The sequence below is a fragment of the Pseudomonas sp. 43mfcvi1.1 genome (assembly GCF_900115935.1).
Taxonomy (GTDB): domain Bacteria; phylum Pseudomonadota; class Gammaproteobacteria; order Pseudomonadales; family Pseudomonadaceae; genus Aquipseudomonas; species Aquipseudomonas bijieensis.
Window position 1 is genome coordinate 351837 of record NZ_UETT01000004.1, and the last position, 24995, is coordinate 376831.

A 24995-nucleotide genomic window follows, 5' to 3' on the forward strand; every position below is an offset into this window, starting at 1 on the left:
GGTTTCGTCCCGCTCAAGGGGATCTCCCACGAAGCCCCCCTTAGATGGGAGCAGTCGGTAAAACTGGCAGTACGACACGCGCGTCACTTTGACCGCTCTCAGCTAACGCTCTGGCTACGAAGCCATCCCTCACAAGACGGCAAATAAAATTCTCGATGTATTCGGCAGCCATTTTCCGTGCCTTCGGAACAGCCATCGCCTGGCGAATTTCCGTGAAGTTATCTGCCAGCACTCTTACTCCTGGAGTGGAACGGGCGAAGCGTTCCAATGGCTGTCGAACCCCTGCCGCCGCCTCCAGTTCCTGCTCAAGAAACAGATCAACCGCGCTCGCGGAGGTGTCTGCCCTGACGAGTTCAGAGTGCTGCAAGGTGCGTGAGAGATACAGGTCATACGCGGCACCACGGCCCACGGAAATCCTGTGGCCCTGGCCATCCAGGTCCGCGGCTTTTTGGAATGAACTATCCATGCGTACGAGGTAGGTTCCATCGATACTCACATAAGGACTTGAGAAGGCGATCTTCTCTGCACGCACCGGCTCTATAGCCAAAAAAGCCAAATCCCAGAGTCCGTCCTCCAAGGCAGCAAATACTTTTCCGGCAGCATCATATGGCGTCAGCCTGGCAACGAGGCCCAACTCGTTCGCCAATGCATTGGCGAGCGCAACGGAGACTCCCCCCAGGTTGCCGGTGGTTTCATCACGTTGAGCCAGGACAGGATTGCCTAAGTTGATGGCTACCCGCAGTTCACCGCTGGGGGCTAAATCACCACGTACAGCCGCAATATCTAAAATCATGACTATTCACCTCTAAGGCTCTGGCTGTCAGGTCGTTTTGAAAATCATGCAAACCGGGCTGCCGGTTTTGATCACCTGGGCATTTGCAGTCAGGCCACCGGTATTTATGTCGACGTCGAAAGCGACGATATTGTCAGTTTCCTCGTTGGCAACAAACAGGCGAGCGCCATCCGGGGTCAGATTCATGAAGCGCGGCTTTCGACCTTGCGAAGGCGTGTGCCCTAGGGCCACAAACTCACCACTTTCACTGATCAGGAAGGTGGCCACACTATCGTGCCCCCGGTTCGATACGTACAGATGCCTGCCTGAGGGTGCCAGGACAATTGCCGCTGCACGACTATTGCCCGTAAACGTCCGTGGCAAGGTGGAAAGTATTTCCTTCGGCGTGAGCGTTCCGTGATCTGCCTCGTAGGCGTAGCCCGTGACACTGCTGTCGAGTTCATTAACGACATAGGCATGACGAGCGTCAGCAGCGAAGACAATATGGCGCGGTCCTGCGCCCTCTCTCGTCTTGATCAAGCTGACCTGAGTCGCCTCAAGTTTCGCGTTATTGTTTCGGACGCGGTACACGAAGATCCCATCGAGCCCCTTGTCAGGAATGACCACATACCGCCCTGACGGATCGAAAGGAATCATGTGGGGGTGGCTGCCGCCCTGTTCGACCTTATGGGGGCCAGCTTCACCCGAAAGCGATTCGGCGTGGGACAAGTCACCCAGGCTGCCATCCTCTCGGATAGGGAATAAGGCGAAGCTGCCTGTCGCGTAATTAGCGACAGCCAGGAATTTATTGGTGGGGTCAACACTGAGATGAACAGGATTCTTACCTTGTGTGCTGACGGTATTGAGCTTGGTCAGAACACCCGATTTTGAATCGATTGCGAAAGAGCTGACCTCACTCTGATCGCCGTGAACGCAGTAGAGATGGTTCTGAGAGTTGTCGAAGGCTAGAAACGACGGATTCACCAACTCATCCAGCGTTTGAACCAACACACAGGCTCCACTTTCCGGGTCGTAACGATAAACCGTTATGCCCACGCCACGTGCATTTCGCTCCTTGGTTGTCCTGGATCCAACGTATGCAAACCGAGGAGTCTGAGCGGCTTTATTGCCCGCCATTTTGTTTTCATCACTCGAGGAAGCAGCGCTTGCAGGAATGTTGAACAAGCCTGCCACGATCCCTCCTGCCGCGATGGCAGACAACTGAGCGAATCGACGGCGATACATCAGATGACCTGAGAGTTCGGAAGCATTCATGAGAGATATCTCTTTTGTTTTTATTATCGAATTCAAATGTGTGATGCCGAGCAGAACTCGGCATCCACAGTGGCAAATCAGATGACTTCGGGGATACGCACCCAGCCTTCCATCAATCGACGAGCGCTACGGCTCATGACAGCTTTTTCAACCACCCAGACACCGTCCTCCAAGACCGTTTTGGCACCCACGGCGACACTGCCTGCGGTGTGGCCCATGCGCACCTGGCGATCACCGATATCACCGACAATGCGATTGACGAGCGTGCCTTCGAGCGCCGCCGCAACAGCGACAGCCACGGCACCGGTACCAGTGATCGCGTGATGAAGCTTGCCCATCGAGAGAATCCGAGCAATCACGTCAATGTCAGCGGGCTTAACCTGTTTGCCACCCGCTGCTGGGTAGGCTTGAGGCTGGGCAATCATGCAAAGCTTCGGCGTGTGGGGACGCAATCGCGTGGCTTCTTCCGCCGTTTCAGCCAGCCCCATGGCTACCGTGCAATGCGCACGAATGGTCTCAAGCCGTGCAAGCAGTTCAGCATCACCGTTTACCTGGTCTTGAGTTTCGGTACCTTTAAGACCCACCTTATCTGCATCGATAAAGATGGTCGGGTTACCCGCATTGAGCAGGGTCACTGGCAGATGACCGAGGCCTGGAATGTCCAATTCGTCGATGGCATTCCCAGTTGGAAGAATGCTGCCATCTGAACCACCCGGGTTGAGGAACTCCAGGACAACTTCGGCAGCAGGAAAAGCGACGCCATCGAGTACGAAATCCCCTTCTTCCTGAACCTCGCCATTACGCATTGGAACGTGGGCGATGATTCGCCTCTGGATATTGGCCTGCCATATGCGAACAACTGCCACGCCATCGCGAGGTGCATCCACCAGCCCCTCGGAGATGGCATATGGGCCGACCGCCGAGCTCAAGTTGCCGCAGTTGCCCGACCAGTCAATGACAGGCGTCTCGATAGCCGGAGCACCGAACAGGTAATCCACATCGCAGTCTTCCCGTGTGGATTTGCCGATGACCACAACCTTGCTGGTGCTGGAGGTTGCGCCCCCCATACCGTCTATCTGTTTGCCGTAGACATCGGGGCTCCCAATGACACGAAGCAGGATCGCATCACGCTCGGCGCCTGCCGGTGGCAGGCTTTCGTCAAGAAAGAACACGCCCTTGCTTGAACCGCCACGCATGTAAACGGCAGGAATACGTCTTTGGGTCATTTCAAATTTACTCCAACGGATCAGCGTTGCATCAGTTAACGGGGGCGCTCTTCATGCTTTCGATCAGAAGCTGTGGCAGCAGACCGCCGCTGCGGAAGTAGCGAACGTCTTCGAAGGTATCCAGACGACTCACGACCGTGACGCGCTCTTTCTCACCGTTCTCACGCTCGATCACCAGCGTGATTCTGGCGCCCGGTTGGAAGTCTTCTGTGATGCCCTCGACGCTGAATGTCTCGCGTCCGTTCAAGCCCAGACTCTGGCGAGAAACACCTGCCTCAAACTGCAGCGGAAGAATGCCGAGGCCAGCCAGGTTGGTGCGGTGAATACGTTCGAAGCTTTCGGCTACGACCACACGAACACCCAGCAGACGAGGGCCTTTTGCGGCCCAGTCGCGCGAGGAGCCACTTCCGTACTCCTTGCCGGCAACGACGATCAGCGATTGCTTACGTTGTGCGTAGATCTCGGCGGCCTGGAAAATCGTGGTGACTTCTTTCTCGGGCAGAAGCAACGTCCATGGGCCTTCACGGCCATCTTCAAGCAGTTCATTTTTCAGGCGAGGGCTTGCGAAGGTTGCACGCTGCGCCGCTTCATGGTTGCCACGGCGCGTACCATAGGAGTTGAAGTCCGGCACTGCGATGCCATGGGATTGCAGGTATTGGCCCGCATCGCTTTCTGGAAGAATCGCGCCGGACGGCGAGATGTGATCGGTAGTGATGTTGTCCGAGAGCATGGCCAACACACGCATGTTGCTGAGGTCTTTGGTGGTGTCTGTCGCACTCACCGCATCGCTCCAGTACGGCGGTTTGCGGATGTAGGTACTGCTCGCTTGCCAAGCATATTGATCACTGACGCCGGCGCGCAGATCGCTGGCAATCAAGCCGGCTTCACGCGGAACATCTTCGTAGGCCTTGTCGAACAAATCCGCAGTCAGATTATCTGCTTCGATTTGAGCCAACTCCTCATCGCTTGGCCACAACTCGTGGAGATAAACCGGCACACCATCGTCGTCGAGGCCCAATGCATCTTTTTCCGGGTCGATCAGGTATGTACCCGCAATAGCGTAAGCAACGATCAGCGGCGGCGACATGATGAAGACTTCCCGTGCCAGCGGGTGAACACGGCCTTCAAAGTTCCGGTTGCCGGAAGTAACGGCTACGGTTTCCAGCTTGCGGGCACGAATTTCGTCTTCGATTTCGGTGCTCAGCAACGGGCCGGACATACCATTGCAAGTGGTGCAACCGTACCCAACCAGGTTGAAACCCAAGGCGTCCAGGTCTTCATTCAGTCCGGAACGCTCAAGATAATCAGAGACCACCATGGAACCTGGAGCAAACGAGGTTTTCACCCACGCAGCTCTCTTCAATCCACGCTTGCGTGCATTTCGCGCAACCAGACCGGCTGCAATAACGCCGCGAGGGTTGGAAGTGTTTGTGCAACTGGTGATAGCGGCAAGCACCACTGAGCCATTATCCAGACAGTCAGGAAGATGGTCGGCAGGCGATTTCTGTCCCAACACAATGCGTTGGTGGGGTTGCTTCGGCCCGGCAATAGAGCGTGCAACAGAGCTCAAATCAAGTGTCACGACACGGTTGTATTCAGCATTGCCAAGGCTGTCATGCCAAAGGCCTTGTGCACGTGCATACGCTTGCGTCAGGTCCGAAATCTGACCACCACGTCCTGTCATACGCATGTATTGCAGGGTACGGTCATCGATGGCGAACATTGCCGCTGTTGCACCAAATTCCGGCGCCATGTTCGACAAGGTTCCACGATCCGCCAGCGACAACTGCGGTACGCCCGGGCCGAAGAACTCCAAGAACGAACCGATCACACCGACTTTGCGCAGTTGCTCAGTCAGGGCCAAAGCGATGTCTGTCGCCAAATAGCCCTGCGGCAAAGTGCCCTCCAGCCGTACGCCAACGATTTCCGGCAAGCGCAGCATGAGCGATTTGCCCAGCATTGCAGCTTCAGCCTCGATACCGCCGACACCCCAACCCAGCACGCCGATGGCGTTGATCATGGTGGTGTGGCTGTCGGTGCCTACCAGGGTATCGGGAAAAGCCCACAGCTCATCGCCCCGGCGCTGAGTACCGACAACGGTGGTGAGACGCTCAAGGTTGATTTGGTGAAGGATGCCTTTGCCCGACGGAATAATCGAAAGGTTGCTGAATGCCTTATTGCACCAGTCCAGGAACTGGAAGCGCTCGGCATTGCGTTCACGCTCGATGGCCTCGTTGTCAGCGAGTGCGCTGGCATCACCCCAGCGCTCGACGTTAAGCGAGTGATCCACCACCAGGTGAGTTGGCGTCACTGGGTTTACCAAACGTGGGTTGCCACCTTTTGCGGCGACGGCATCACGCAGACCAGCGAGGTCGACCAATGCCGGCGTACCGAGCAGATCCTGAAGCACAACCCGAGCCGGACGGAATGGGATATCGAAGTTTTTGGAGCGGGCACAAATCACTTTCAGTGCGGCCTCGGGATCAGCCTCACCACGCAAAACGTTTTCGGCAAGGATTCGCAAGCTGTAAGGCAGCTTCGCGTAATCGCCGCCCAGGTCAGTGACAACTCCACGGATATCACTGACACGGTACTCGATTCCGCTTGCGGTAACGGTTCGACCCTTTGACATAGGCATTGGCTAATCCTCACTGGCTGCACGGGCAATGTTTTTGTGAGGGCAATATTGCACTTTGTCATGATATAGGTCAATGTTGAATCGTCCGATTCATCTCACCCACGTGACCGGACAGACCCAACCAACGATTTCTACTGTGCACACTCGCTCCTGCGCCGTAGCACCCGGTCAGGCACGGTAGAAAAAATAAACATAAGAAAATCGAGGCCCACCATGATCAAGCTCACATGCCCCAGCGACACCTTCACTCCCATTTGTATCGAGCCAGTCTCGATCTGAAAGCCATGGCGCTATCCCGGCCACATGGCTGACGAGAGCCACATACGTCTAGAAAAATGGGAGTTCGACCGTGCTAACAGTCCTTGGCTTTTCAATGGTCATCTGTTTCATGTACCTGATCATGACGAAGCGCCTTTCCGCGCTCATCGCATTGATCTTGATACCGATCATTTTCGCGTTGATTGGAGGCCACTACGCAGGTCTCGGCGCCATGATGCTCGACGGCGTCAAAACGCTTGCACCAACCGGCGTGATGCTGACCTTCTCGATTCTCTACTTCGGCATCATGATTGACGCAGGGCTGTTTGACGGCCTTGTGCGCTTCATCCTGAAAGTGGTGAAAGGCGACCCTCTTAAGGTCTCGGTGGGAACAGCCATTCTGACGATGCTTGTATCGCTCGATGGCGATAGTTCGACTACGTACATGATCGCCTGTGCTGCCTTCTTGCCGCTGTACCAGCGACTGGGAATGAGCGTATTGGGCATGACATGCCTGGTGAACATTGCCAGCGGCATCATGAATATTTCTCCGTGGGGTGGCCCGACCGCCCGCGCCGCTGCGGCACTGCACGTGGACGCGATGGAGATTTTCCTGCCAATGATTCCAGGCATGCTGCTAGGCGCTGCATGCCTGATCTTGACCGCTGTAGTCATTGGTCGCAAAGAGCGCACGCGCCTTGGCATTCTTCACCTGGATGACTTCCATCATGGTTCCATGTCGCTGGGTAACGGTTCAGCAGAAGAATGCGATGAAAATCGTCGTCCGAAGATGTTCTGGCCAAACCTGATTCTGACGCTAGGCCTGATCGCGTGCTTGATCATTGGTGCCATGCCAATCCAGATCTTGTTCATGGTCGGCTTCGCTATCGCCATCATGCTCAACTATCCAAACATCGAGCAGCAAAAAGCTCGCATTGCCGCTCACGCAATGAACGTGCTGGCAGTTACAGCTGTCATTTTCGCGGCAGGCATTTTCACAGGGATCCTTTCCGGAACCGGCATGGTGGACTCCATGGCCAAGAGCTTGCTGCATGTAATTCCACCAAGCTTCGGCCCGTTCCTGGCTGTATTCACCGCCCTCGTCAGCATGCCGTTTACATTCTTCATGTCGAACGACGCGTTCTACTTCGGCATTCTGCCGGTGATTGCGCAAACCGCAGTTCAATACGGGATAACCCCACTGGAAATCGCACGTGCTTCGGTGGTCGGTCAGCCTGTGCACCTGCTCAGCCCACTGGTCCCATCACTCTACCTGCTCGTTGCGTTGGCCAAGGTAGATCTCGGAGATCATCAACGCTTCGCTCTTAAATGGGCCATTTTTGCGAGCTTCGGCCTGTTGATAGGCGGCCTTCTGTTTGGTGCGTTCCCGTTTTATCAAGTGCGCTAAAACAGGCTTTCAAGCTGTCGAAGTCACGGCAGAGGTAAAAAACCGACCTCTGCCGTTAAGCTTATCGACGCGCTAGAATGGTGATTCCATGGCCAGCTCTATTCGGTTCTCGATCTAATGCCTCTAAGCCCTCTGCAAGCACGCATTGCGCGTGACATTGTTTCTCACGTGCGTCGTGAGCGCTTCGATATAGGACACCACCTGGTCGAGTCACAGTTGGCCACAACGCTCAATGTTTCACGTACACCGGTCAAGTTTGCCATGGCCCATCTGGTCGAAAAGGGCATGCTCATCTACGATCGCAACCGTGGCTTTTTTCTAGCCCGCTCCAGCGACGAATTAGGCGATCTCGTCTCGGAAGTCATGGAGAACAGTGACGACCCGCTTTACCTGAAATTTGCCGAACTACGTCTTAGCCGACAGCTCCCAGAGCTGTTCACCGAGATTGAGTTCATGCGTCGGTTTGATGTGTCTCGGGCAGCGCTAAGAGCGGTTCTCTCACGCATCCAGCAGGAAGGATGGATTGAACAACGTGCGGGTCAAGGATGGCGGCTTCTGCCCATGATTGACTCTGTGGAGGCGTATGAGGAAAGCTATTCGTTCCGCGCCACCATCGAACCGGCAGGCCTGCTCTCACCCACCTTCCAGATCGACCGGGAGACGCTTGCCAGCTGCCGCAAGCAGCAGGAGTTCATTGCCAACGGCGGTTACCTGACCATGACTGCTCAAGAGCTGTTCGAGGCGAACTCACTGTTTCACGAAACCCTCGCCGCGTGTTCCGGCAATCGTTTCCTTCAACAAACTGTGCGGCGCATCGACCAATTACGTCGGCTGGTGGAGTACCGTCAAGCCAGTACACGGGCCCCGCGCAAAGGCCAGGCGGAGGAGCATCTCACTATCCTCGACTGCCTGGAACGCGGGGATCGATTGGCGGCAGCAGACCAAATGCGCAAGCATCTGGAGCAGGCCCGACGTAAAAAAGTAGATCCCGCGCTGTTCGAATAGGCTTCCCTCCTCCCTCATTCATCCCAAGCGCGGCCTGACAGGCCATGTTCGCTTTCCCCTGCCTGGACTTTGCCAATCGACCGCATCCAGCTAGTCGTCGGATCAGTCAATCATAAAGCCCACAAATTGATTTATATCTACATAAAGCTCATTTTATGATTCAAACAACACAAGCATTGGCTAACGTGTCTGCCTGACAGTGGTCAAGCAACCTCACCGTCGGACAGGGGAAGCGTACCGGGCTGTGAAACGCGGCTGGGCATGAAGGTCTCGGGCATCACCAGCAACAGGCCGAAGGCCAGCGCGGCAATCGCCGCCAGGGTCAGGAACGCGGCGCTATAGCCGGCCCCTTGCACCACAAAACCGGCCAAGCTGTTACTCAACGCCGCGCCGAACCCGAACACCGTCGAGAGCACTCCGAGACTGACGTTGAAACGTCCGGTGCCCTGGGTCAGGTCCTTCACCACCAGGGGAAACAATGCGCCAAACAAACCGGCACCGATACCATCGAGCAACTGCACCGCCACCAACCAATAAGGATCATCCGAGAGCACGTACAACACACCTCGGATGGGCAGGATCAGGAAGCCGGCCAGCAACAACGGCTTGCGTCCCCAGGCATCGGCCTTGACGCCGACCAGCCACGCCATGGGCACCATGACCAGCTGCGCGGCGACGATACAGGCCGACGTCAGCGGCGTGGCCAGGTGTGCATTGGCCTGGGCGAGCTTCTGGCTGACCAGCGGGAGCATCGCCGCATTCGCCAGATGGAACAGCCCGCAGCAAATGGCGAACAACAGCAGCGTGCGGTTGTCCAGCAACACGCGCAGCGCCGAGGGTGCCGGCCCCTGTACTGACTGACCGACTTCCAGGCCCCGGGCCACATCATGGTCGATGGCCTCGGCGGACACGCAACTGACCGCTACGATGCTGGCCAGTGCCATCGCGGCCATCAGGTAGAACACCGCGATAGGACCGAACAACCAGGCGAACCCACCCGCCAGCAGCGCCGCGCAGGCATTGCCCGCGTGGTTGAATGTTTCGTTGCGCCCAGTACGCCGCGTAAAGGCCCTGGCGCCAGTGATGCCCAGGGAAATCGCCGCAATTGCCGGCGCGAAGACCGACGCCGCCACGGCGCCGAGCGCCTGGGTCAACGCCACCAGGCCGAAGGAAGAAGTGAACGGTAGCACCAGGCAACCCAGCGTCACCAACAAGGCCGCCACGGCCACCACGGCGCGCTTGCTGCGCACCCGGTCGATCAGCGCTCCGGCGGGCGCCTGGGCAACGAGGCCGGCCATCGCCGCCACGGTCATCACCACGCCAATGCTGGCCGGGTCCCAGCGATGCACCGCCAGGAGGTAGATCGCCAGGTACGGACCCAACCCATCACGCACATCCGCGAGGAAGAAGTTCAGGCCATCCAGGGAAAGGTTGTTGCGTCGGTCCAGGTTTCGATCCACAGCGGCCTCGATGAGGGTTTTGCCCAAAGTTGATTGACGCCATGATGTCGCAAAGAATCTAACCGAACCACCGTGACGAACCCGAGGCCACTGAGGAAACCGTGGCCAGGGATCGCTCCCGCTGGGTCGCGAAGCGGCCCCAAACGTGCCGAACGCGTAAACAGACATACCGCACCCACCGGTTCACGGCTGCTTCGCAGCCGAGCGGGAGCAAGCTCCCTCGCCACAGGTCCATCGTTTTTCTTAGGTAAACTACATCACCTACCAAAGCGCGATATCGTAGGTGAAGTAGATCCGGTTGCTGTCACGACCTCGTGAATAATCCGAGCGATAGACGTAGTTGCGCAACTTCACCCCCAGCCCCTTGAACGTACCCTGCTGCACCACGTAGGCAATCTCTGCGTCACGCTCCCACTCTTTGACCGTGGTGTTGGACTTGCCGTCATTACCGCTCAGGTAGCGGGTGGAAAACGTCAGGCCGGGCACACCGAGGCGAGCGAAGTCATAGCCGTAACCGAGCATCCAGGTCTTCTCGTCTTCCTCGATGAACTTGCCGATCCCGACGTTGCTGAAGGAGTACACCGTGGCACCGCTGATATAAGGCAGACCTGCCTCGCCACTGAGGGTCTGGTAGCCAGCACTCAACGTGTGGCCGACAACGGCGTAGGACAGCGATCCGCTGAGCATGTCGTTGTCGATCTTGCCGCCGTAGGCCGACCCCGAATCGACGCTGTTGAAGTAACGCAGGTCGCTGGTCAACACCCCGGCGCCCAGGGGCAGATCATGCTGGATGCCAACAAAGTTCTGTCGATAGAAATTCTCCAGCTCGCCATAGAAGTAACTCAGGCGGATGTTCTTGCCCAGCTTGTAGTCGGCGCCGGCATAGCTGAAGTCACCGGACTTATCGCCACCATAGCCGTCGGGCACGATAGGCATGCTGTCGCTCGAATCCCGCAGCTTGAAACGCTCCAGATACCCGCCGGTGACAGTGAGGTTGTCGATGTCACTGCTGGTGATCTGGGTGCCCTGGTAAGTCTGGGGCAACAGTCGCGCATCGTTGTAGACCAGCACCGGGGTCTTGGGCAGCAAGGTGCCGTATTTGAGCGTGGTCTTGGCCAGCCTGGCCTTGGCGGTCATGCCCGCGCTGGCAAACTCGTCGGCGGCGCGGCCGTCGTCATGCACCGGTAGCAGGCCGGTACCGCTGCGGCCACGCCCGGAGTCCAGCTTGACCCCGAGCAGGCCCAGGGCATCGACCCCAAAGCCAATGGTGCCCGGCGTAAAGCCCGACTGGTAATCCAGCAGGAAGCCTTGGGCCCATTCGGTGCGCTCACTCTTGGCGGTCCTCGCCGCCCGTGCACTCATCCCGTGCTCGTCGCGAAAATTTTCGTTGAAGTAGACGTTGCGCAATTGCAGCTTGAGCTTGCTGTCGTCGATAAAGCCTTCGGCACTGGCCGTGGCCAGGGGCAACAGCCCAAGGATTGGAAACAAAGCCCCGCGGGTAAGCAAAGTGGTCATTCGAGTTACTCGTTGTTGTTATTTGGCGTGCAGGCCGGCGCACCCCCGCTTGCGGGGGTGTGTCAGGCAAGAAGCTAAGGTTGTCGGGTGAATCAGGAAAACAGCGTCAGCGCACCGGTCAGCAGGGCCAGCGCGGTAATCACCAGGGACGTGAGTACCGCCCATTTCACGGTAGCCTTCTGGAAGTCGCCCAGGTCGCGGTCGACCATGCCCACCAGCAACAAGGTCGAGGCCACCAATGGGCTCATCAGGTGCACCGGCTGGCCAAGAATCGACGCCCGGGCAATTTCCACCGGATCAATCCCGTAGGCCGCCGCGGCATTGGCCAGGATCGGCACGACACCGAAGTAGTAGGCATCGTTGGACAATACGAAGGTCAACGGCATGCTGGTAATCGCCACCACCAGCGGGAACAGGTGGCCCCAGGAAGGCGGAATCCAGTCGACCAGGGTTTGTGCCAACGCATCGACCATTTTCGTCCCGGAAAAAATCCCGGCGAAGATGCCCGCGGCAAATACCAGCAGGACCACGGTCATGGCATTGCCCGAGTGGGCGAGAATGCGTTCCTTCTGAATATCTAGCTGCGGATAGTTGATCATCAGCGCCAGGACGAAACCGATCAGGAACAGAATCGCCGAGTGCATGATCCCCATCACCAGCGCGACCATCACCGCGACCACCAGCAGCAGGTTGACGTAGGCCAGCTTCGGACGCTTGTGCGGCGTGTCCTCCATGATCGCGTTGATGTAGCAGTCACCGCCGCCGCTTTGCAGTTGGACGTTACCGATGCGCTTGCGCTCGGCACGACCCAGCAGGAACCCCGTGAACGCCACCCACGCCGCACCACCGATCATGGTCGGCAGCAACGGCACGAAATACTCGCCGGCATCCAGGCCCAGCGCTGCGATCGCACGGGTCGCCGGGCCGCCCCAAGGGGTCATGCCGCTCATGATGCTCAAGGAGAGCATGGAAATGGTTGCCAGAATCATCGGATTCATGCCGATGCGCTTATACAGCGGCAACATCGCGGCACAGGTGATCATGTAGGTCGTCGTGCCGTCACCGTCCAGCGCCACCAACAGCGACAACAGCGCGGTGCCCACGGCGATTTTCATCGGATCGCCGTTGACCCGCTTGAGGATCTTGCGGATCAGCGGGTCGAACAAGCCGGCGTCGATCATCAGGCCGAAAAACAGGATCGCGAACAACAGCAGCGCCGCCGACGGCGCGACCATTTTCAGGCCATCCAGCATCATCTTGCCGGTGGTCCCGCCAAAGCCGCCGAGCACTGCAAAGACTATTGGCACCACCGTCAGGGCGACGATCGGCGACAGCCGTTTGGTCATTATCAGGAAGGTGAAGACCACCACCATGGCCAAGCCAAGTAAAGCGAGCATATGTCAGATCTCTTGTTGTTATGAGTAGCTTGGCAGACACCCAGGCGCACGCCCTCCCACCCGCCAGGCAACACGAAGGTGTGCCTGGCGCAGAGGGATTGAATAAGCTTACGCGGTGCTGTCGAATCAGCCGTGAACGGCTAGATGTGTTTGGCGACCTTCGCGCCGTCCCAGCTCGAGTCCGTTGCCGGGGCTTGCGTCAGGGCAGGTTTGCCATCCAGGGTCTGCAACAGGACTTCGCGGTCACAGGCATTCTCCGAGAGGGAGATCACCACGGTCGCGACGGCGTTGCTCGCCAGGCTGGTCAACGCCCGCGCTTCAGACATGAATCGGTCGATCCCGATCAACAGGGCCAGGCCCGCCAGGGGAATGTCGTGGATGACCGTCAAGGTCGAGGCCAGGGCGACAAACCCGCTGCCGGTCACACCCGCGGCCCCCTTTGACGACAGCAGCATGATCGCCAGCATGGTGATGACCTGGGTCAGCGTCAGGTCGATGTTGCAGGCCTGGGCAATGAAGATCGCCGCCAGTGACAGGTAGATCGCCGTACCGTCGAGGTTGAACGAGTAACCGGTCGGCAGCACCAGCCCTACGACGCCTTTCTTGCAACCCAGGGCCTGGAGTTTTTCCAACATCCGCGGCATCACCGGTTCGGTCGAGGACGTCCCCAATACCACCAGGAACTCCTCACGCAGATAACGCAACAGCTTCCACAGGCTGAAACCGTGCGCGCGGCAAATACCGCCCAGCACCACGAAGACGAAGAAGGCACAGGCGATATACAAGGTCATGATCAGCTTGGCCAGCGAGCCCAGCGACGTGATGCCGTACTGCCCCACCGTGAAGGCCAAGGCCCCGAAAGCGCCGATCGGAGCGAAACGCATCAGGTAGGAGAAAATCTTGAACACCATGTGCGAAGCTGACTCCAGCACCTGCAGCACAGGCTTGCCGCGCTCGCCCAGGGACGACAGGGCAAACCCGCTGAGCACCGCGATAAACAGCACCGGCAACACCTCGCCTTTATTGAAGGCGCCGATGAAGGTGTCGGGAATGATGTGCATGAAGAAGTCCACCACGCTCAGTTTCGCGGCGGAGTCGGTGTACTGCGACAGTCCTTTGGTGCTCAACTGCGTCGGATCGATGTTCATCCCCGCGCCAGGCTTGAACAGGTAGACCGATACCAGGCCGATGATCAGGCTAATCACCGTCAGCGCCAGGAACAACAGCAGGGTCTTGCTCAACAGACGCCCCAGCGAGCGCTTGTCACTCATGCCGGCGATGCCAGTGACAATGGTGCAGAACACCACCGGCGCGATCATCATCTTGATCAGCTTGATGAAGGCATCGCCCAGCGGCTTCAAGGCAATTGCCTGTTGCGACCAGAAGTGCCCGACGATCACGCCCAGCAGCACGGCGCAGATGATCTGGAAGTAGAGCGATTTTACAACTTTCATGGCATCACCCATTTTTAGAATTGTTCTGATGCAAAAGACCCTGGCGGCCTGGGGCTATCCGGCCAGCCGCTGGGCCGTCGTGGCGTAGACGTAACCTGAGAAGAGCCGGCGCGCAGTGCGTACTACCGAGGCCTGAATGGTCTCACCCTTTTCACCGGTGTAGGACAGTACGACATCGATACCTCCGCTTGGATGCTCAATCCGAACCTGTTGCAAGCGCGGCTCACTGACGGTGCCGAGCATCTGCGCAACGACGCTGCCCTCGGTCACGCATGCGGTGGCCAGGCCAATGGAACCGGTGATCGCCAGGGCGCGGTGACAGTTGTGCGGCATGAAATAACGCACCTGGACCGTCCCGCCGGACTTGGCCGGAGACACCAGTACCGGCTTGGGAATGACTTTGTCACTGACATCACCCAGGCCCATGGCCAGGCCGGCTTTCAGGCGCAAGGCCTCCAGACGCTGCAGGAAGGCTTTATCGGCGTCCAGTTCGGTGGGGCTTTCGTCGCCGCGCTTACCCAGCTGACTGGCCTGAACAATCATCATCGGCATCGCCATGTCGATGCAGGTCACCGGGATGCCGTCGATCAGGTCCTGGGTTTGCCCGGTCGGGAAGAGTTTCCCCGTCTTGCTGCCCGCGGCGTCGAGAAAGGTCAGTTGCACCGGAGCGGCGGTGCCAGGCACGCCGTCGATGGCGGTATCGCCCTCATAGCTGACCTTGCCACCTGGGGTTTGCACTTCGGAATTGACGAAGGTCCCGGTATTGAGGTTGCGGATACGCACCCGAGTGCGCTCGCCCGAAGCCTTGACCAATCCCTGCTCGATGGCGAACGGGCCAACGGCGCAGAGCATGTTGCCGCAGTTGGGTGCGGTATCGACCCGACGCTGGGAAACCATGACCTGGACGAACAAATAGTCGACATCGGCGTCAGGGTGCAGCGATGGGCTGACGATCGCCACTTTGCTGGTTTGTGGACTGCCGCCGCCGATGCCATCGATTTCCAGCTCATGGCCGGAGCCCATCAGGTTGAGCAGCAGCTCGTCACGTTCGGCGATGGCGACCGGCAGATCCCAGGCGAGAAACACCGGGCCTTTGGACGTACCGCCGCGCATTAGCACACAAGGAATTCGCTGCATGAATACTAACTCTTGTTAATCAATCTGGATAATTGATGCTCTGGACACAAGAGTGGCAGGGTTTGAAAAGTGTTTCCAATGCAAAGATCGGAGCGATTATTGCGTTTCACAAATGAATTACTTTACGATGGTTGGCATCGCGCTTCGCCCTGCCAGGTTGAGAAAACATATGGAATATGAGCTTCAGGACATCCGATCTTTCGTGAAAATCGCCGAACTGGGCAGCTTCCACGAGGCCGCAGATGCGCTGCACCTGTCCCAACCGGCATTGAGTCGGCGGATGAAAAAACTCGAGGAAGGCCTGGGAACCGCTTTGCTCGATCGCACGACCCGCAAGGTCAGCCTGACGAGTGTCGGCCGTGATTTCCTGCCCAAGGCGCGGCGCTTGCTGGATGATTTCGACGACTCGATTCTCAACATTCGCGAGCTGGCAGAGCGGCAGATCGGCCGGGTGACCTTGGCATGCATCCCCACGGCGGCGTTCTATTTCCTGCCGTCGGTGATCCGTCTCTACAACGAGCGCTACCCGAAAATCCGCATCCGCCTGCTCGACCTCAGCGCCAACGAAGGACTGGAGGCGGTGCTGCGCGGCGAAGCCGATTTCGGCATCAACATGATGAGCGGCCAGCACCCGGACATTGAGTTCGTGCCCCTGGTCAACGAACCCTTTGTGCTGGCCTGCCGACGCGACCATGAGTTGGCTGGACGCAATGCGGTCACCTGGTCGGAGCTCAGTGATTACCGGCTGATCGGCGTCGGCCGCCTGAGCGGCAACCGCATGCTGCTGGACCACGCGCTGTCAGGCCTGAGCTGGCGCCCGCAATGGTTTTACGAAGTGCAGCACTTGTCTACGTCGCTGGGGCTGGTGGAGGCTGGCCTCGGCGTGTCGGCGATGCCCAGCCTGGCGATGCCGGCCGGGGATCATCCAACCCTGGTCAGCGTGCCGCTGATCGAACCGGTGGTAAACCGCTCGCTGGGCCTGGTCTACCGTCGGGGCTCATCGCTCTCCCCTGCCGCGGAGAAATTCGTCTCGATCCTGCTTGAACAGTGGCCGCAATGAAGCGAGGCCGAATCCTGGATCGATGATCACCTCGAAACGTCGCCCACTCGTACCGAACGCTTGAGCGCAGTGAGGGCACGCTGCCCGTACAAGCCGACGCCAAGCCCCGACACGATGAGCACGACGGCAATGAGTTTGTTGAGTGACAGGCGCTCATCAAAAATCAGCACCGAACCCAGCAGACCGAATACCGGCACCAAGAGCGACAAAGGCGCGACGGTGGACACCGGATAACGTTTCAGCAGCGAGTTCCACACCCAGTAGCCGAACAGTGTATTGGGGTAGACCTGGAACAGGATCGACAGGACGGCGCGGTAGTCGAGTTGATTCGCCAACGCGCTGTAACCCGTCGAACCATTCACCGCATAATCCAGCGCGAACAGCGGGATGGGCGAAAACGCGCTGGACCACACCAGGAACGCGAAGACCTGGGTGGTCTTGGCTTTTTTGCTGATGACATTGGCCACACTCCAGGCCACTGCCCCCAGTAGCGCCAGGCACAACCCGGTCGTCGTCACGGTGCCATCAGCAATCGAGAGGATGCTCAACAAGCCACAGCAAGCGATACCGATACCCGCCAGTTGGTAACGGGAAATCGCCTCCTTGAAGATCCACGAACCCAGCACAATGGTGAAAAAGGCGCTGAACTGAAGCACCAGCGACGCGATGCCGGCTGAAAGACCGGCCTTGATGCCCATGTTGACGACACCCCAGAGCCCGATACCGAAGACCAGGCCATAGCCGACGATATAGCGCCACTGCACATCGGGTTTCGGAATGAAAAGAATCGCCGGCAATGCGCAGAGCGTGAAACGAATACCCGCCAGGATCAGCGGGTCAACGGCGATGAGGCCCAGCTTGATCACCGAGAAGTTCACGCCCCATATGGCCGTTATCGAGATGGCGAGTAACAGGTGTCCGATTTTCATGCTGATCTTCCAGGCAGGGTCGTTGAAAAATGCATCGAGGCCATCCATAACAACAACGCGGCGAGGCTGATCAAGGCGCCCAGCAGGCTGACCGCCATCCAGCCCCACAGCGCATAGACCTGGGTCGCGGCAACCGCGCCCAGTGCACTGCCCACCGAGTAGAAACACATGTAGGCGCCGACCATTCGACTTTGGGCGTCGGGCCGTGCAGCGAAAATCAAACTCTGGTTGGTGACGTGCACGGCCTGCACCGCGAAGTCGAGCAACACCACGCCGCAGACCAGCGCGATCAAGGAGGTTTCGGCAAACGTGATGGGCAACCAGGAAAGCGTCAGGAGCCCCAGCGACAAGCCGGTAACACGTTGCCCAAAGCCTTGATCGGCCCAACGACCGGCCCTTCTGGCCGCCAGGGCCCCGGCGACGCCAGCCAGGCCAAACAAGCCGATGGACGTATGCGAAAGCGACAGCGGCGCGGCGCTCAACGGCAGCACCATGGCCGTCCATAACACCGAAAAAGCGGCAAAGATCAGTAAGGCCAGCAGCCCCCTGTTCCGTAGCATCGGCTCGGTCGCGAACAGCATGAACAGCGAGCGGATCAGCGCCAGGTAGGGCTGCCGGTTACAGGGCGACACGGTGGCAGGCACCGCAGCCCAGAACACCGCCGCGATGGCCAGCATCAAGCCCGAGGACACGAAATAAACCCCGCGCCAACCCGCCAGATCGGCGATCACCCCGGAAGTAAACCGCGCCAGGAGAATCCCCAGGACAACGCCACTGGTGACGGCTCCCACGGCCTGCCCCCGCTGGGAGGGCGAGGACAGCGCGGCGGCATAGGCCACCAGCACTTGGACGACTACCGCCAGCAGCCCCATCACGATCATGGCGCCCAGCAAAGCCAACCAATGCTGGGCTGCGCCGACGGCCGCCAGCGCGATGGCAGACAACACCAGTTGGGCGAAAACCAGCCGTTTACGGTCGACCCTGTCCCCCAGCGGGACGATGAACAGCAACCCCAGCGCGTAACCCACCTGCGTCGCAGTCACCACAACCCCGATCAACCCTGAAGCGACGCCCAGGCTCTCGGCCATCGAGGCGAGCAAGGGCTGGGCAAAGTAGACATTGGCGACGGCCAGTGCGCAGGTCACGGAAAACAATAACGTGAGCGATGGCGAAAGCCCTGGGCACAGCTGTTCATTCAACGAACCCGTGGCGAGGGAGCTTGCTCCCGCTGGGCTGCGAAGCGGCCCCTCCCGTGAGCGCTCCGCACTCAAGCGGGAGCAAGCCCCCTCGCCCCCCTGATTTCCCGAAGGCTGTCGGGTGAAACAGTCGGCCTCTGCTGTCATGGACGTCTCCTTGGCGCTAAACTGGTTTCAATTAAAAACCTGTCTGGATTGTTGCTTGATCAGGTTTCAATTTGCAACCACAAAAATGCCGACCAACTTGGCAATGCTTTTCCAGAGGCTCAATCAAATGGAAACTGCTTCATCGCAAAACAACGAATGCCCGGTAGCCAGGACACTGGACGTGATCGGCGATCGCTGGTCGCTGATGATCATTCGCGATGCATTCGACGACATTCGCCGCTTCAGCGAATTTCAAAAAAGCCTGGGCGTAGCCAAGAACATTCTGGCTTCGCGACTCAAAGCCTTGGTCGAGGTCGGTGTGTTCGACGTTCGTCCCGCCTCGGATGGGAGTGCCTACAAGGAGTACGTCCTGACGGAAAAAGGCCGGGAGATCTTTCCGGTGGTGGTCAGCCTGCGGCAGTGGGGCGAACGTTTCCTGTTCGAGCCGGGAGAAACGCGCTCCGTGCTGTTGGACAACGCCTCCGGCCAGACACTCATGCCGATGGAGGTGCGCTCCTCAAGCGGTCAGAAACTCGGGCCGGCCGATTGCCACAGGGTGAGGCTCGTGACCGACGACCTGACGTGAACGTTTTTATCCCTGCAAGACCAGGGACATGTCCGGGTACCTGGCACACATGAAATCGACAAATGCCCGCACCTTCGGCGCAGCAAGCCGTCGGGAGGTGTGCAAGACCCAGAGTTCGGCTTCTTTCCCCGATACCGTGCCCCACTGGACCAACTCGCCATTGGCCAGTTGGCTCCACGCCATCGATTGCGGGATGAGAGCCGCCCCGCCACCGGCGATGGCCGCATCGCGGATCATCAGGAACGAAGAGAACCTCAGCCTGGGGATCGGTTCCAGGACCAAGTGACCGCCATCGAGTGTCCAATGGGTGGGCTCGAAACTGGAGACCACAATGCCGGGAACCGAGCGGATGGCGCCGGGTGCGGGCATCGGCAGTCCAGGCGCGGCCACTACCACCAGCCGGTCCTTGGCGAAGCAGCGACCGACCAGACTGCTGTCTGGGCTGGGGTTGATCCGGATGGCGACATCAAATTGTTCCTCGACGAGGTCGACCACGCGATCCTCCGAAATGACCTCGATCGTGACGTCAGGATAAGCCGCACAAAACTCTGCGCCGATGCCTCCCATCGCAAGCTGCGAGAACAGGACTGGGGCAGCGACACGCAAGCGTCCGCGAGGCGTCGATACGCCCTCCTTCGCCGCCGCCATGGCTTCCGCCACCTCGGCCAACGGCCCTTCGGCCCGGGCCAGCAGTAGCTCTCCAGCCTCGGTGAGCTTCAGACCGCGCGCGCTGCGCTCGATCAGCCTTACGCCCAGTTGTTCCTCAAGGTCGGCAATGCGGCGCGACAAGGTGGCCTTGGCTATTCCGCTCGCACGGCTTGCCTTTCCCAGCCCCTCGTTCGTTGCGACGAGGGTGAAATCGATCAGCGCGTTCAGGTTCATGGTGTTCCATTTTTGCAACGGAGTGTCTACATCCTGGCGTCTTCGTTTTACTCCTGCAACACAATATCGTTTGTCCATCGCAACGGGCCGACAAGGTCGTAGCGGACTTTCTGACTCCCCCACCCTTTTGCAGGAGATTCAAATGAGCATTCTCGTTACCGGCGCCACAGGCACCATCGGTTCACTCATCATTCAACGCCTCGCCAGCGCAGGCACCGAGGTCAAAGCCCTCGTGCGCCAACCTGGCAAGGGCTCCTTCCCGGCGGGCGTCACTGAAGTCGTTGCCGACCTCACCGACGTCCCTTCGCTGCGCAACGCACTGGCGTCGGTGCGTACGCTGTTCCTGCTCAACGCCGTGACGCCCGACGAGGTGACACAAGCCCTCATCACCTTGAACCTCGCTCGCGAAGCAGGCATCGAGCGCATCGTCTACCTGTCGGTGATTCATGCCGACAAGTTCACCCACGTTCCGCACTTCACCGGCAAGCACACGGTCGAGCGCATGATCGAGAGCCTCGACATCCCCGCCACCATCCTGCGTCCGGCTTACTTCATGCAAAACGAACTCATGGTCCAGCAGACCATTCAGAACTACGCGGTATACCCGATGCCGATCGGCTCGGCGGGCGTGTCGATGATCGATACCCGGGACATCGCCGATATCGCCGCTGCCGAGTTGCTGCGACGCGACAAGGCACCTTCGGCCCTGGATCGGGTCACCTTGGAATTGGTCGGCCCGCACGCACTGACCGGCACCGACGTGGCGAAGATCTGGAGCACCGCCCTGGGTCGCGAGATCGCCTACGGCGGTGACGACGTGGCTGCCTTCGAAGCGCAATTGGCCGCCTACGGTCCCGCCTGGCTGGCTTATGACATGCGCCTGATGATGTCTGGCATCCAGACGTTCGGTATGCAGGCGGTTGAAGGAACGGTGGAGCGGCTACAGGCCATCCTCGGACGCCCGCTGCGCACCTACGAAGACTTCGTCCGCGAGACCATCGCCGGGGTTTGAACAGCAGGGGTCGTCATGCCGTATTGCTGCCCCGATGATTCAACCGGTCGAGGCAACACGATTACTCCTCGGCAGGCCTCATATGAAAAATCGTATAAGGCAGGATCAACGTATCGGCGACGATACTGAAAGGCAGGTCAATGATTGCAAACGGTGCCAGCGCACGTGAATACACGTCGTTGTCGTTCGTCGAGCCCTTGATGATCTCGATATCGGTCGCCGCACCGCAATAAGGCTGACGGCCGCAAAGTTGCCCCATGCCAAAGGTTTCATTGGCCGTCGCGCAGCCGGCCAGCAGCGCCATCGTCAAAGCCATTGCTACGATCCGCATGCCGCTCCCTCCCCTGGAAAGACCGGACTGTAGCACCGATGGCGGACGACCTATAGGGGCAAGCGGTGTTACCGGAATGAGGGGCGCAAGACTGCACCAGCGCCCCCCAGACCTTCCCATGCATCAATCCCACCACTGAACACTGTTGCCTGGGAAACAATGGATCAACTGTTGCCCGAGCAACAGCCATTCAACAATTCATCCGCCAGACCAACAGTCGCTCCCCCTCCCTGCCCCGCGAAGCCCAGCAAATACTGGGCTTTTCGCGTTGGTACGGCCCTTGCTCAAGCCTGTGTACCTCGATCAACAGTCCAACAGGAACACCTAGGATGAGCACTCCCCTGAAAGTCGTCGCTGTTTCCGGCGGTACCTCCCGCCCCTCGCGCACTTTGGCACTGACCGAAGCCATCCTGGGCGAACTCGGCCAGCACTTGGTCATCGACACCCACTTGATCGAACTGGGCAACATTGCCCGTCCGTTGGGCGGTGCGTTGTGGCGCAAGGAATTGCCGGAAACCGTCGAGCATGAACTGCGCCTGATCGAGTCTGCCGACCTGCTGGTGGTGGCCGCGCCTGTCTATCGCGGCACCTATCCGGGCCTGTTCAAGCATTTGTTCGACCTGGTCGGCCAGGACGCCCTGGTCAACACGCCGGTACTGCTGGCCGCCACCGGTGGCAGCGAGCGCCATGCCCTGGTCCTCGATCATCAACTGCGCCCGCTGTTCAGTTTCTTCCAGTCGCTGACCCTGCCCATTGGCGTGTACGCCAGCGAGACCGATTTTACCGACTACCGCATCGTCAACGCGGCCTTGCAGTCGCGCATCGAGCTGGCAGCCGCACGCGCCGCTCGCCTGTTTGCCGACCAGGCGCATGCTTTGCGCAAGATCGCCTGAGGAACCCGCATGAATCACCACTGCATTTGCCTGGAAGGCCTTTTTGCGAGGGATATCGCGTGAGAATCCAACAACAGCCCACCGTGTTGACCCCGCTACAGACCGCCCGCCGCCTGGCTGCGGAATTTGCCGAAACCGCCGTCGAGCGTGATGAGGCCGGCGGCACCCCCAAGGAGCAACGCGACGCCATTCGCCAGAGCGGCCTGCTGGCCTTGAGCATCCCAACCCAGTTTGGCGGCCTCGGGGCCAGTTGGAGCGAAACCCTCGGCGTGGTCCGCGAGTTCGCCAAGGTGGACAGCTCCATCGCCCATGTCTTCGGTTTCCAGCACCTGATGCTGGCCACCGTGCGCCTGTTTTCGCGCCCCGATCAATGGCAACCCTGGTTCGAACAGACCGCCCGCAAGAACTGGTTCTGGGGCAACGCGTTGAACCCGCTGGACACCCGCACCGTGGTCAAGACCTTCGACGGCTGGCGCGAATTCTCCGGCAAGAAGAGCTTCTGCTCCGGTGCCAGCGACTCGGAAATGCTGATCGCCTCGGCCATCGACGAAAGCGCCGGCGGTAAACTGCTGATCGCCGCGATCCCCAGTGGCCGCACCGGCATCACCCTGCACGGCGACTGGGACAATATGGGCCAGCGCCAGACTGACAGCGGCAGCGCCACCTTCGAACGGGTGCGCGTGGAAGAGAACGAACTGCTGCTCGACCCCGGCCCCCTGAGCACGCCTTTCGCCTGCCTGCGCCCGCTGATCGCCCAATTGCATTTCTCCCACATCTTCCTCGGCATCGCCGAAGGCGCCCTGGAAGAGGCCCGCCATTACACCCTCAAGGAAGGTCGGCCGTGGTTCCGTTCCAAGGCCCAGCACGTCAGCGAAGACCCCTATGTGCTACGCCACTACGGCGAGTTCTGGGTCGGCCTGGAAAGCGTGCGCCTATTGGTGGAACGCGCCGCCGAGCAGCTCGATGAAGCCTGGCACAAGGGGCACGCGCTGGGTGCCGAGGAACGTGCACAACTGGCGCTGTCCATCGCCACCGCCAAAGTCGCCGCCGTACGCACCGGCCTGGATATCTGTAGCCGCCTGTTCGAAGTCACCGGCGCCCGCGCCACCCACGCTTCGCTGCGCCTCGACCGCCATTGGCGCAACCTGCGCACCCAGAGCCTGCACGACCCGGTGGATTACAAACTCCACGAATTGGGTGACTGGGCGCTGAACCAGACGCGGCCTACCCCCTCCTTCTACTCATAGGGATGCCCATGCAACTGCTGACTCTCCCCCCTTCGCCGACACTGGCTACCTCGATCCGGGCGACCGCACAGGTCTTCGAAGACCCTAGATCGCAGGCGCTGCTCGCTCACGTGCAACAGGTCGCCCCCAGCGAGGCCAGCGTCCTGATCATTGGCGAGACCGGCACGGGCAAGGAGCTGGTCGCGCGTCACATCCACAACCTCAGCGGCCGCCGCGCCGGACCGTTCGTTGCCGTCAACTGCGGGGCCTTTTCCGAATCGCTGGTGGAAGCTGAGCTGTTCGGCCACGAAAAAGGTGCCTTCACCGGCGCCCTTGCCGCCAAGGCCGGCTGGTTCGAGGAAGCCAACGGCGGCACGTTGTTCCTCGACGAGATCGGCGACCTGCCGATGGCCATCCAGGTCAAGCTGCTGCGAGTATTGCAAGAACGCGAGGTGGTGCGCCTGGGCTCGCGCAAGAGCATCCCGATCAATGTACGCGTGGTCGCCGCCACCAACGTGCAACTGGATAAGGCCATCGGCGCCGGCCACTTCCGCGAAGACCTGTATTACCGCCTCGACGTGGTCAGCCTGCAACTCTATCCATTGCGTGAGCGACCGGGCGACATCCTGCCGCTGACCCGTCACTTCATCAAGACCTACTGCAATCGCCTGGGCTATGGCGAGGTGCGCCTGACTTCGCAAGCCGAACGCAAACTGGTGGACTACAGCTGGCCGGGCAACATCCGCGAACTGGAAAACGTCATCCACCACACCCTGCTGGTGTGCCGCAACGGCCTGGTACAGGAAGACGACTTACGCTTGTCGTCCCTGCGCATCGAGCGCCAGGAACAACCCCAGGCCACCCACGGCGAGAGCGCCGACGAACAACTGCTGCACACCTTTCACCGGCTATTCGAAGAACAGGCCGGCGGCCTCCACGAGAAGGTTGAAGACAGTCTGCTTCGCGCAGCCTATCGCTTCTGTCACTGCAACCAGGTGCGCACCGCCAGCCTGCTGGGCCTGAGTCGCAACGTCACGCGGGCGCGTCTGATCGCCATTGGCGAGCTGGTGGTCAACCGACGCCGCCCGGACAGCAACACGCATCCGGGCCAGGCCCTGCAACTGTCAATCTGATCACGATAAAAACAGGCAATGCGGCCCGGCCGACAAAGCCCCGATACGCCAAGCG

Annotated in this window: 21 protein-coding genes; 8 read left to right on the forward strand and 13 right to left on the reverse strand. The window is 59.4% G+C overall.

Going from position 1 to position 24995, the window contains the following annotated elements; all coding sequences use genetic code 11:
- Positions 1–40: 40 nt before the first annotated feature.
- The 4 genes from DTP52_RS10190 to DTP52_RS10205 form a co-directional block, all read right to left on the reverse strand.
- Positions 41–793 carry an ABC transporter substrate-binding protein gene (locus DTP52_RS10190; RefSeq protein WP_109753241.1) on the reverse strand — a complete coding sequence of 251 codons (753 nt, stop codon included), beginning with the start codon at positions 791–793 and terminating at the stop codon, positions 41–43.
- A gap of 27 nt (positions 794–820) precedes the next feature.
- The gene (locus DTP52_RS10195) at positions 821–2047 is read right to left on the reverse strand and encodes a lactonase family protein (protein ID WP_256594250.1); all 1227 of its coding nucleotides are present in this window, start codon (positions 2045–2047) and stop codon (positions 821–823) included.
- Between the two features lie 77 nt (positions 2048–2124).
- Positions 2125–3273, reverse strand: a complete 1149-nt coding sequence (prpF, locus tag DTP52_RS10200; RefSeq protein WP_109753242.1) for a 2-methylaconitate cis-trans isomerase PrpF — start codon at positions 3271–3273, stop codon at positions 2125–2127.
- Between the two features lie 31 nt (positions 3274–3304).
- On the reverse strand, positions 3305–5911 hold the full coding sequence (locus tag DTP52_RS10205) for an aconitate hydratase (protein ID WP_109753243.1): 2607 nt from the start codon (positions 5909–5911) through the stop codon (positions 3305–3307).
- 349 nt (positions 5912–6260) lie between these two features.
- Here DTP52_RS10205 and DTP52_RS10210 point away from each other — a divergent pair, with 349 nt between their 5' ends.
- Positions 6261–7577, forward strand: a complete 1317-nt coding sequence (locus DTP52_RS10210) for a CitMHS family transporter (RefSeq protein ID WP_109753244.1) — start codon at positions 6261–6263, stop codon at positions 7575–7577.
- Positions 7578–7694: 117 nt separating this feature from the next.
- Positions 7695–8582 (forward strand): GntR family transcriptional regulator, encoded by an 888-nt coding sequence (locus DTP52_RS10215; protein WP_109753245.1) that lies wholly within the window; start codon positions 7695–7697, stop codon positions 8580–8582.
- Between the two features lie 203 nt (positions 8583–8785).
- On the opposite strand, the gene DTP52_RS10220 is transcribed toward DTP52_RS10215, so the two are convergent.
- From DTP52_RS10220 to DTP52_RS10240, 5 genes are all read right to left on the reverse strand, one after another.
- Positions 8786–10042, reverse strand: coding sequence for an MFS transporter (locus DTP52_RS10220; RefSeq protein ID WP_109753388.1), 1257 nt, complete (start codon positions 10040–10042; stop codon positions 8786–8788).
- Positions 10043–10303: 261 nt separating this feature from the next.
- Entirely contained in the window at positions 10304–11557 is a 1254-nt protein-coding gene (locus DTP52_RS10225; RefSeq protein WP_109753246.1) for an OprD family porin, read from the reverse strand.
- 92 nt (positions 11558–11649) lie between these two features.
- A complete protein-coding gene (locus DTP52_RS10230; protein WP_109753247.1) occupies positions 11650–12954 on the reverse strand; it encodes a CitMHS family transporter in 1305 nt (434 codons plus the stop codon).
- Between the two features lie 140 nt (positions 12955–13094).
- Positions 13095–14420: a C4-dicarboxylate transporter DctA gene (dctA, locus tag DTP52_RS10235; RefSeq protein WP_109753248.1), complete on the reverse strand. Its 1326-nt coding sequence runs from the start codon at positions 14418–14420 to the stop codon at positions 13095–13097.
- 42 nt (positions 14421–14462) lie between these two features.
- A complete protein-coding gene (locus DTP52_RS10240; RefSeq protein WP_109753249.1) occupies positions 14463–15545 on the reverse strand; it encodes a 4-oxalomesaconate tautomerase in 1083 nt (360 codons plus the stop codon).
- Positions 15546–15714: 169 nt separating this feature from the next.
- On the opposite strand from DTP52_RS10240, the gene DTP52_RS10245 reads away from it, so the two are divergent.
- Entirely contained in the window at positions 15715–16605 is an 891-nt protein-coding gene (locus DTP52_RS10245; RefSeq protein WP_109753250.1) for a LysR family transcriptional regulator, read from the forward strand.
- A gap of 26 nt (positions 16606–16631) precedes the next feature.
- On the opposite strand, the gene DTP52_RS10250 is transcribed toward DTP52_RS10245, so the two are convergent.
- Positions 16632–17534, reverse strand: a complete 903-nt coding sequence (locus DTP52_RS10250) for an EamA family transporter (protein WP_109753251.1) — start codon at positions 17532–17534, stop codon at positions 16632–16634.
- A complete protein-coding gene (locus DTP52_RS10255; RefSeq protein ID WP_109753252.1) occupies positions 17531–18733 on the reverse strand; it encodes an MFS transporter in 1203 nt (400 codons plus the stop codon). The genes DTP52_RS10250 and DTP52_RS10255 overlap by 4 nt, the downstream gene beginning before the upstream one ends.
- A 271-nt stretch (positions 18734–19004) precedes the next feature.
- Between DTP52_RS10255 and DTP52_RS10260 the strand changes: the two genes are divergently transcribed.
- Positions 19005–19463 carry a helix-turn-helix domain-containing protein gene (locus DTP52_RS10260; RefSeq protein ID WP_109753253.1) on the forward strand — a complete coding sequence of 153 codons (459 nt, stop codon included), beginning with the start codon at positions 19005–19007 and terminating at the stop codon, positions 19461–19463.
- A gap of 6 nt (positions 19464–19469) precedes the next feature.
- On the opposite strand, the gene DTP52_RS10265 is transcribed toward DTP52_RS10260, so the two are convergent.
- On the reverse strand, positions 19470–20345 hold the full coding sequence (locus DTP52_RS10265) for a LysR family transcriptional regulator (protein WP_109753254.1): 876 nt from the start codon (positions 20343–20345) through the stop codon (positions 19470–19472).
- Between the two features lie 142 nt (positions 20346–20487).
- Between DTP52_RS10265 and DTP52_RS10270 the strand changes: the two genes are divergently transcribed.
- Complete coding sequence (locus DTP52_RS10270; RefSeq protein WP_109753255.1) at positions 20488–21357, forward strand: NmrA/HSCARG family protein; 870 nt, start codon at positions 20488–20490, stop codon at positions 21355–21357.
- Positions 21358–21418: 61 nt separating this feature from the next.
- On the opposite strand, the gene DTP52_RS10275 is transcribed toward DTP52_RS10270, so the two are convergent.
- Complete coding sequence (locus DTP52_RS10275; protein ID WP_109753256.1) at positions 21419–21688, reverse strand: YceK/YidQ family lipoprotein; 270 nt, start codon at positions 21686–21688, stop codon at positions 21419–21421.
- A 329-nt stretch (positions 21689–22017) separates the two neighbouring features.
- Between DTP52_RS10275 and msuE the strand changes: the two genes are divergently transcribed.
- The 3 genes from msuE to DTP52_RS10290 are packed head-to-tail and all read left to right on the forward strand — an operon-like array spanning position 22018 to position 24940.
- The gene (gene msuE, locus DTP52_RS10280; protein ID WP_109753257.1) at positions 22018–22581 is read left to right on the forward strand and encodes an FMN reductase; all 564 of its coding nucleotides are present in this window, start codon (positions 22018–22020) and stop codon (positions 22579–22581) included.
- Between the two features lie 59 nt (positions 22582–22640).
- Positions 22641–23828: an acyl-CoA dehydrogenase family protein gene (locus tag DTP52_RS10285; RefSeq protein ID WP_109753258.1), complete on the forward strand. Its 1188-nt coding sequence runs from the start codon at positions 22641–22643 to the stop codon at positions 23826–23828.
- 8 nt (positions 23829–23836) lie between these two features.
- Entirely contained in the window at positions 23837–24940 is a 1104-nt protein-coding gene (locus DTP52_RS10290; RefSeq protein ID WP_109753259.1) for a sigma-54-dependent Fis family transcriptional regulator, read from the forward strand.
- Positions 24941–24995: the final 55 nt, after the last annotated feature.

What these genes read in the sequence shown, in the direction of transcription:
- DTP52_RS10245 (WP_109753250.1), top strand. Translation starts at nt 15,715, where the DNA reads ATGGAATATGAGCTTCAGGACATCCGATCTTTCGTGAAAATCGCCGAA.
- DTP52_RS10265 (WP_109753254.1), bottom strand. Translation starts at nt 20,345, where the DNA reads ATGAACCTGAACGCGCTGATCGATTTCACCCTCGTCGCAACGAACGAG.
- DTP52_RS10260 (WP_109753253.1), top strand. Translation starts at nt 19,005, where the DNA reads ATGGAAACTGCTTCATCGCAAAACAACGAATGCCCGGTAGCCAGGACA.
- DTP52_RS10205 (WP_109753243.1), bottom strand. Translation starts at nt 5,911, where the DNA reads ATGCCTATGTCAAAGGGTCGAACCGTTACCGCAAGCGGAATCGAGTAC.
- dctA (WP_109753248.1), bottom strand. Translation starts at nt 14,420, where the DNA reads ATGGGTGATGCCATGAAAGTTGTAAAATCGCTCTACTTCCAGATCATC.
- DTP52_RS10230 (WP_109753247.1), bottom strand. Translation starts at nt 12,954, where the DNA reads ATGCTCGCTTTACTTGGCTTGGCCATGGTGGTGGTCTTCACCTTCCTG.
- DTP52_RS10195 (WP_256594250.1), bottom strand. Translation starts at nt 2,047, where the DNA reads ATGAATGCTTCCGAACTCTCAGGTCATCTGATGTATCGCCGTCGATTC.
- DTP52_RS10190 (WP_109753241.1), bottom strand. Translation starts at nt 793, where the DNA reads ATGATTTTAGATATTGCGGCTGTACGTGGTGATTTAGCCCCCAGCGGT.
- DTP52_RS10290 (WP_109753259.1), top strand. Translation starts at nt 23,837, where the DNA reads ATGCAACTGCTGACTCTCCCCCCTTCGCCGACACTGGCTACCTCGATC.
- DTP52_RS10225 (WP_109753246.1), bottom strand. Translation starts at nt 11,557, where the DNA reads ATGACCACTTTGCTTACCCGCGGGGCTTTGTTTCCAATCCTTGGGCTG.
- DTP52_RS10275 (WP_109753256.1), bottom strand. Translation starts at nt 21,688, where the DNA reads ATGCGGATCGTAGCAATGGCTTTGACGATGGCGCTGCTGGCCGGCTGC.
- msuE (WP_109753257.1), top strand. Translation starts at nt 22,018, where the DNA reads ATGAGCACTCCCCTGAAAGTCGTCGCTGTTTCCGGCGGTACCTCCCGC.
- DTP52_RS10270 (WP_109753255.1), top strand. Translation starts at nt 20,488, where the DNA reads ATGAGCATTCTCGTTACCGGCGCCACAGGCACCATCGGTTCACTCATC.
- DTP52_RS10215 (WP_109753245.1), top strand. Translation starts at nt 7,695, where the DNA reads ATGCCTCTAAGCCCTCTGCAAGCACGCATTGCGCGTGACATTGTTTCT.
- DTP52_RS10240 (WP_109753249.1), bottom strand. Translation starts at nt 15,545, where the DNA reads ATGCAGCGAATTCCTTGTGTGCTAATGCGCGGCGGTACGTCCAAAGGC.
- DTP52_RS10250 (WP_109753251.1), bottom strand. Translation starts at nt 17,534, where the DNA reads ATGAAAATCGGACACCTGTTACTCGCCATCTCGATAACGGCCATATGG.
- prpF (WP_109753242.1), bottom strand. Translation starts at nt 3,273, where the DNA reads ATGACCCAAAGACGTATTCCTGCCGTTTACATGCGTGGCGGTTCAAGC.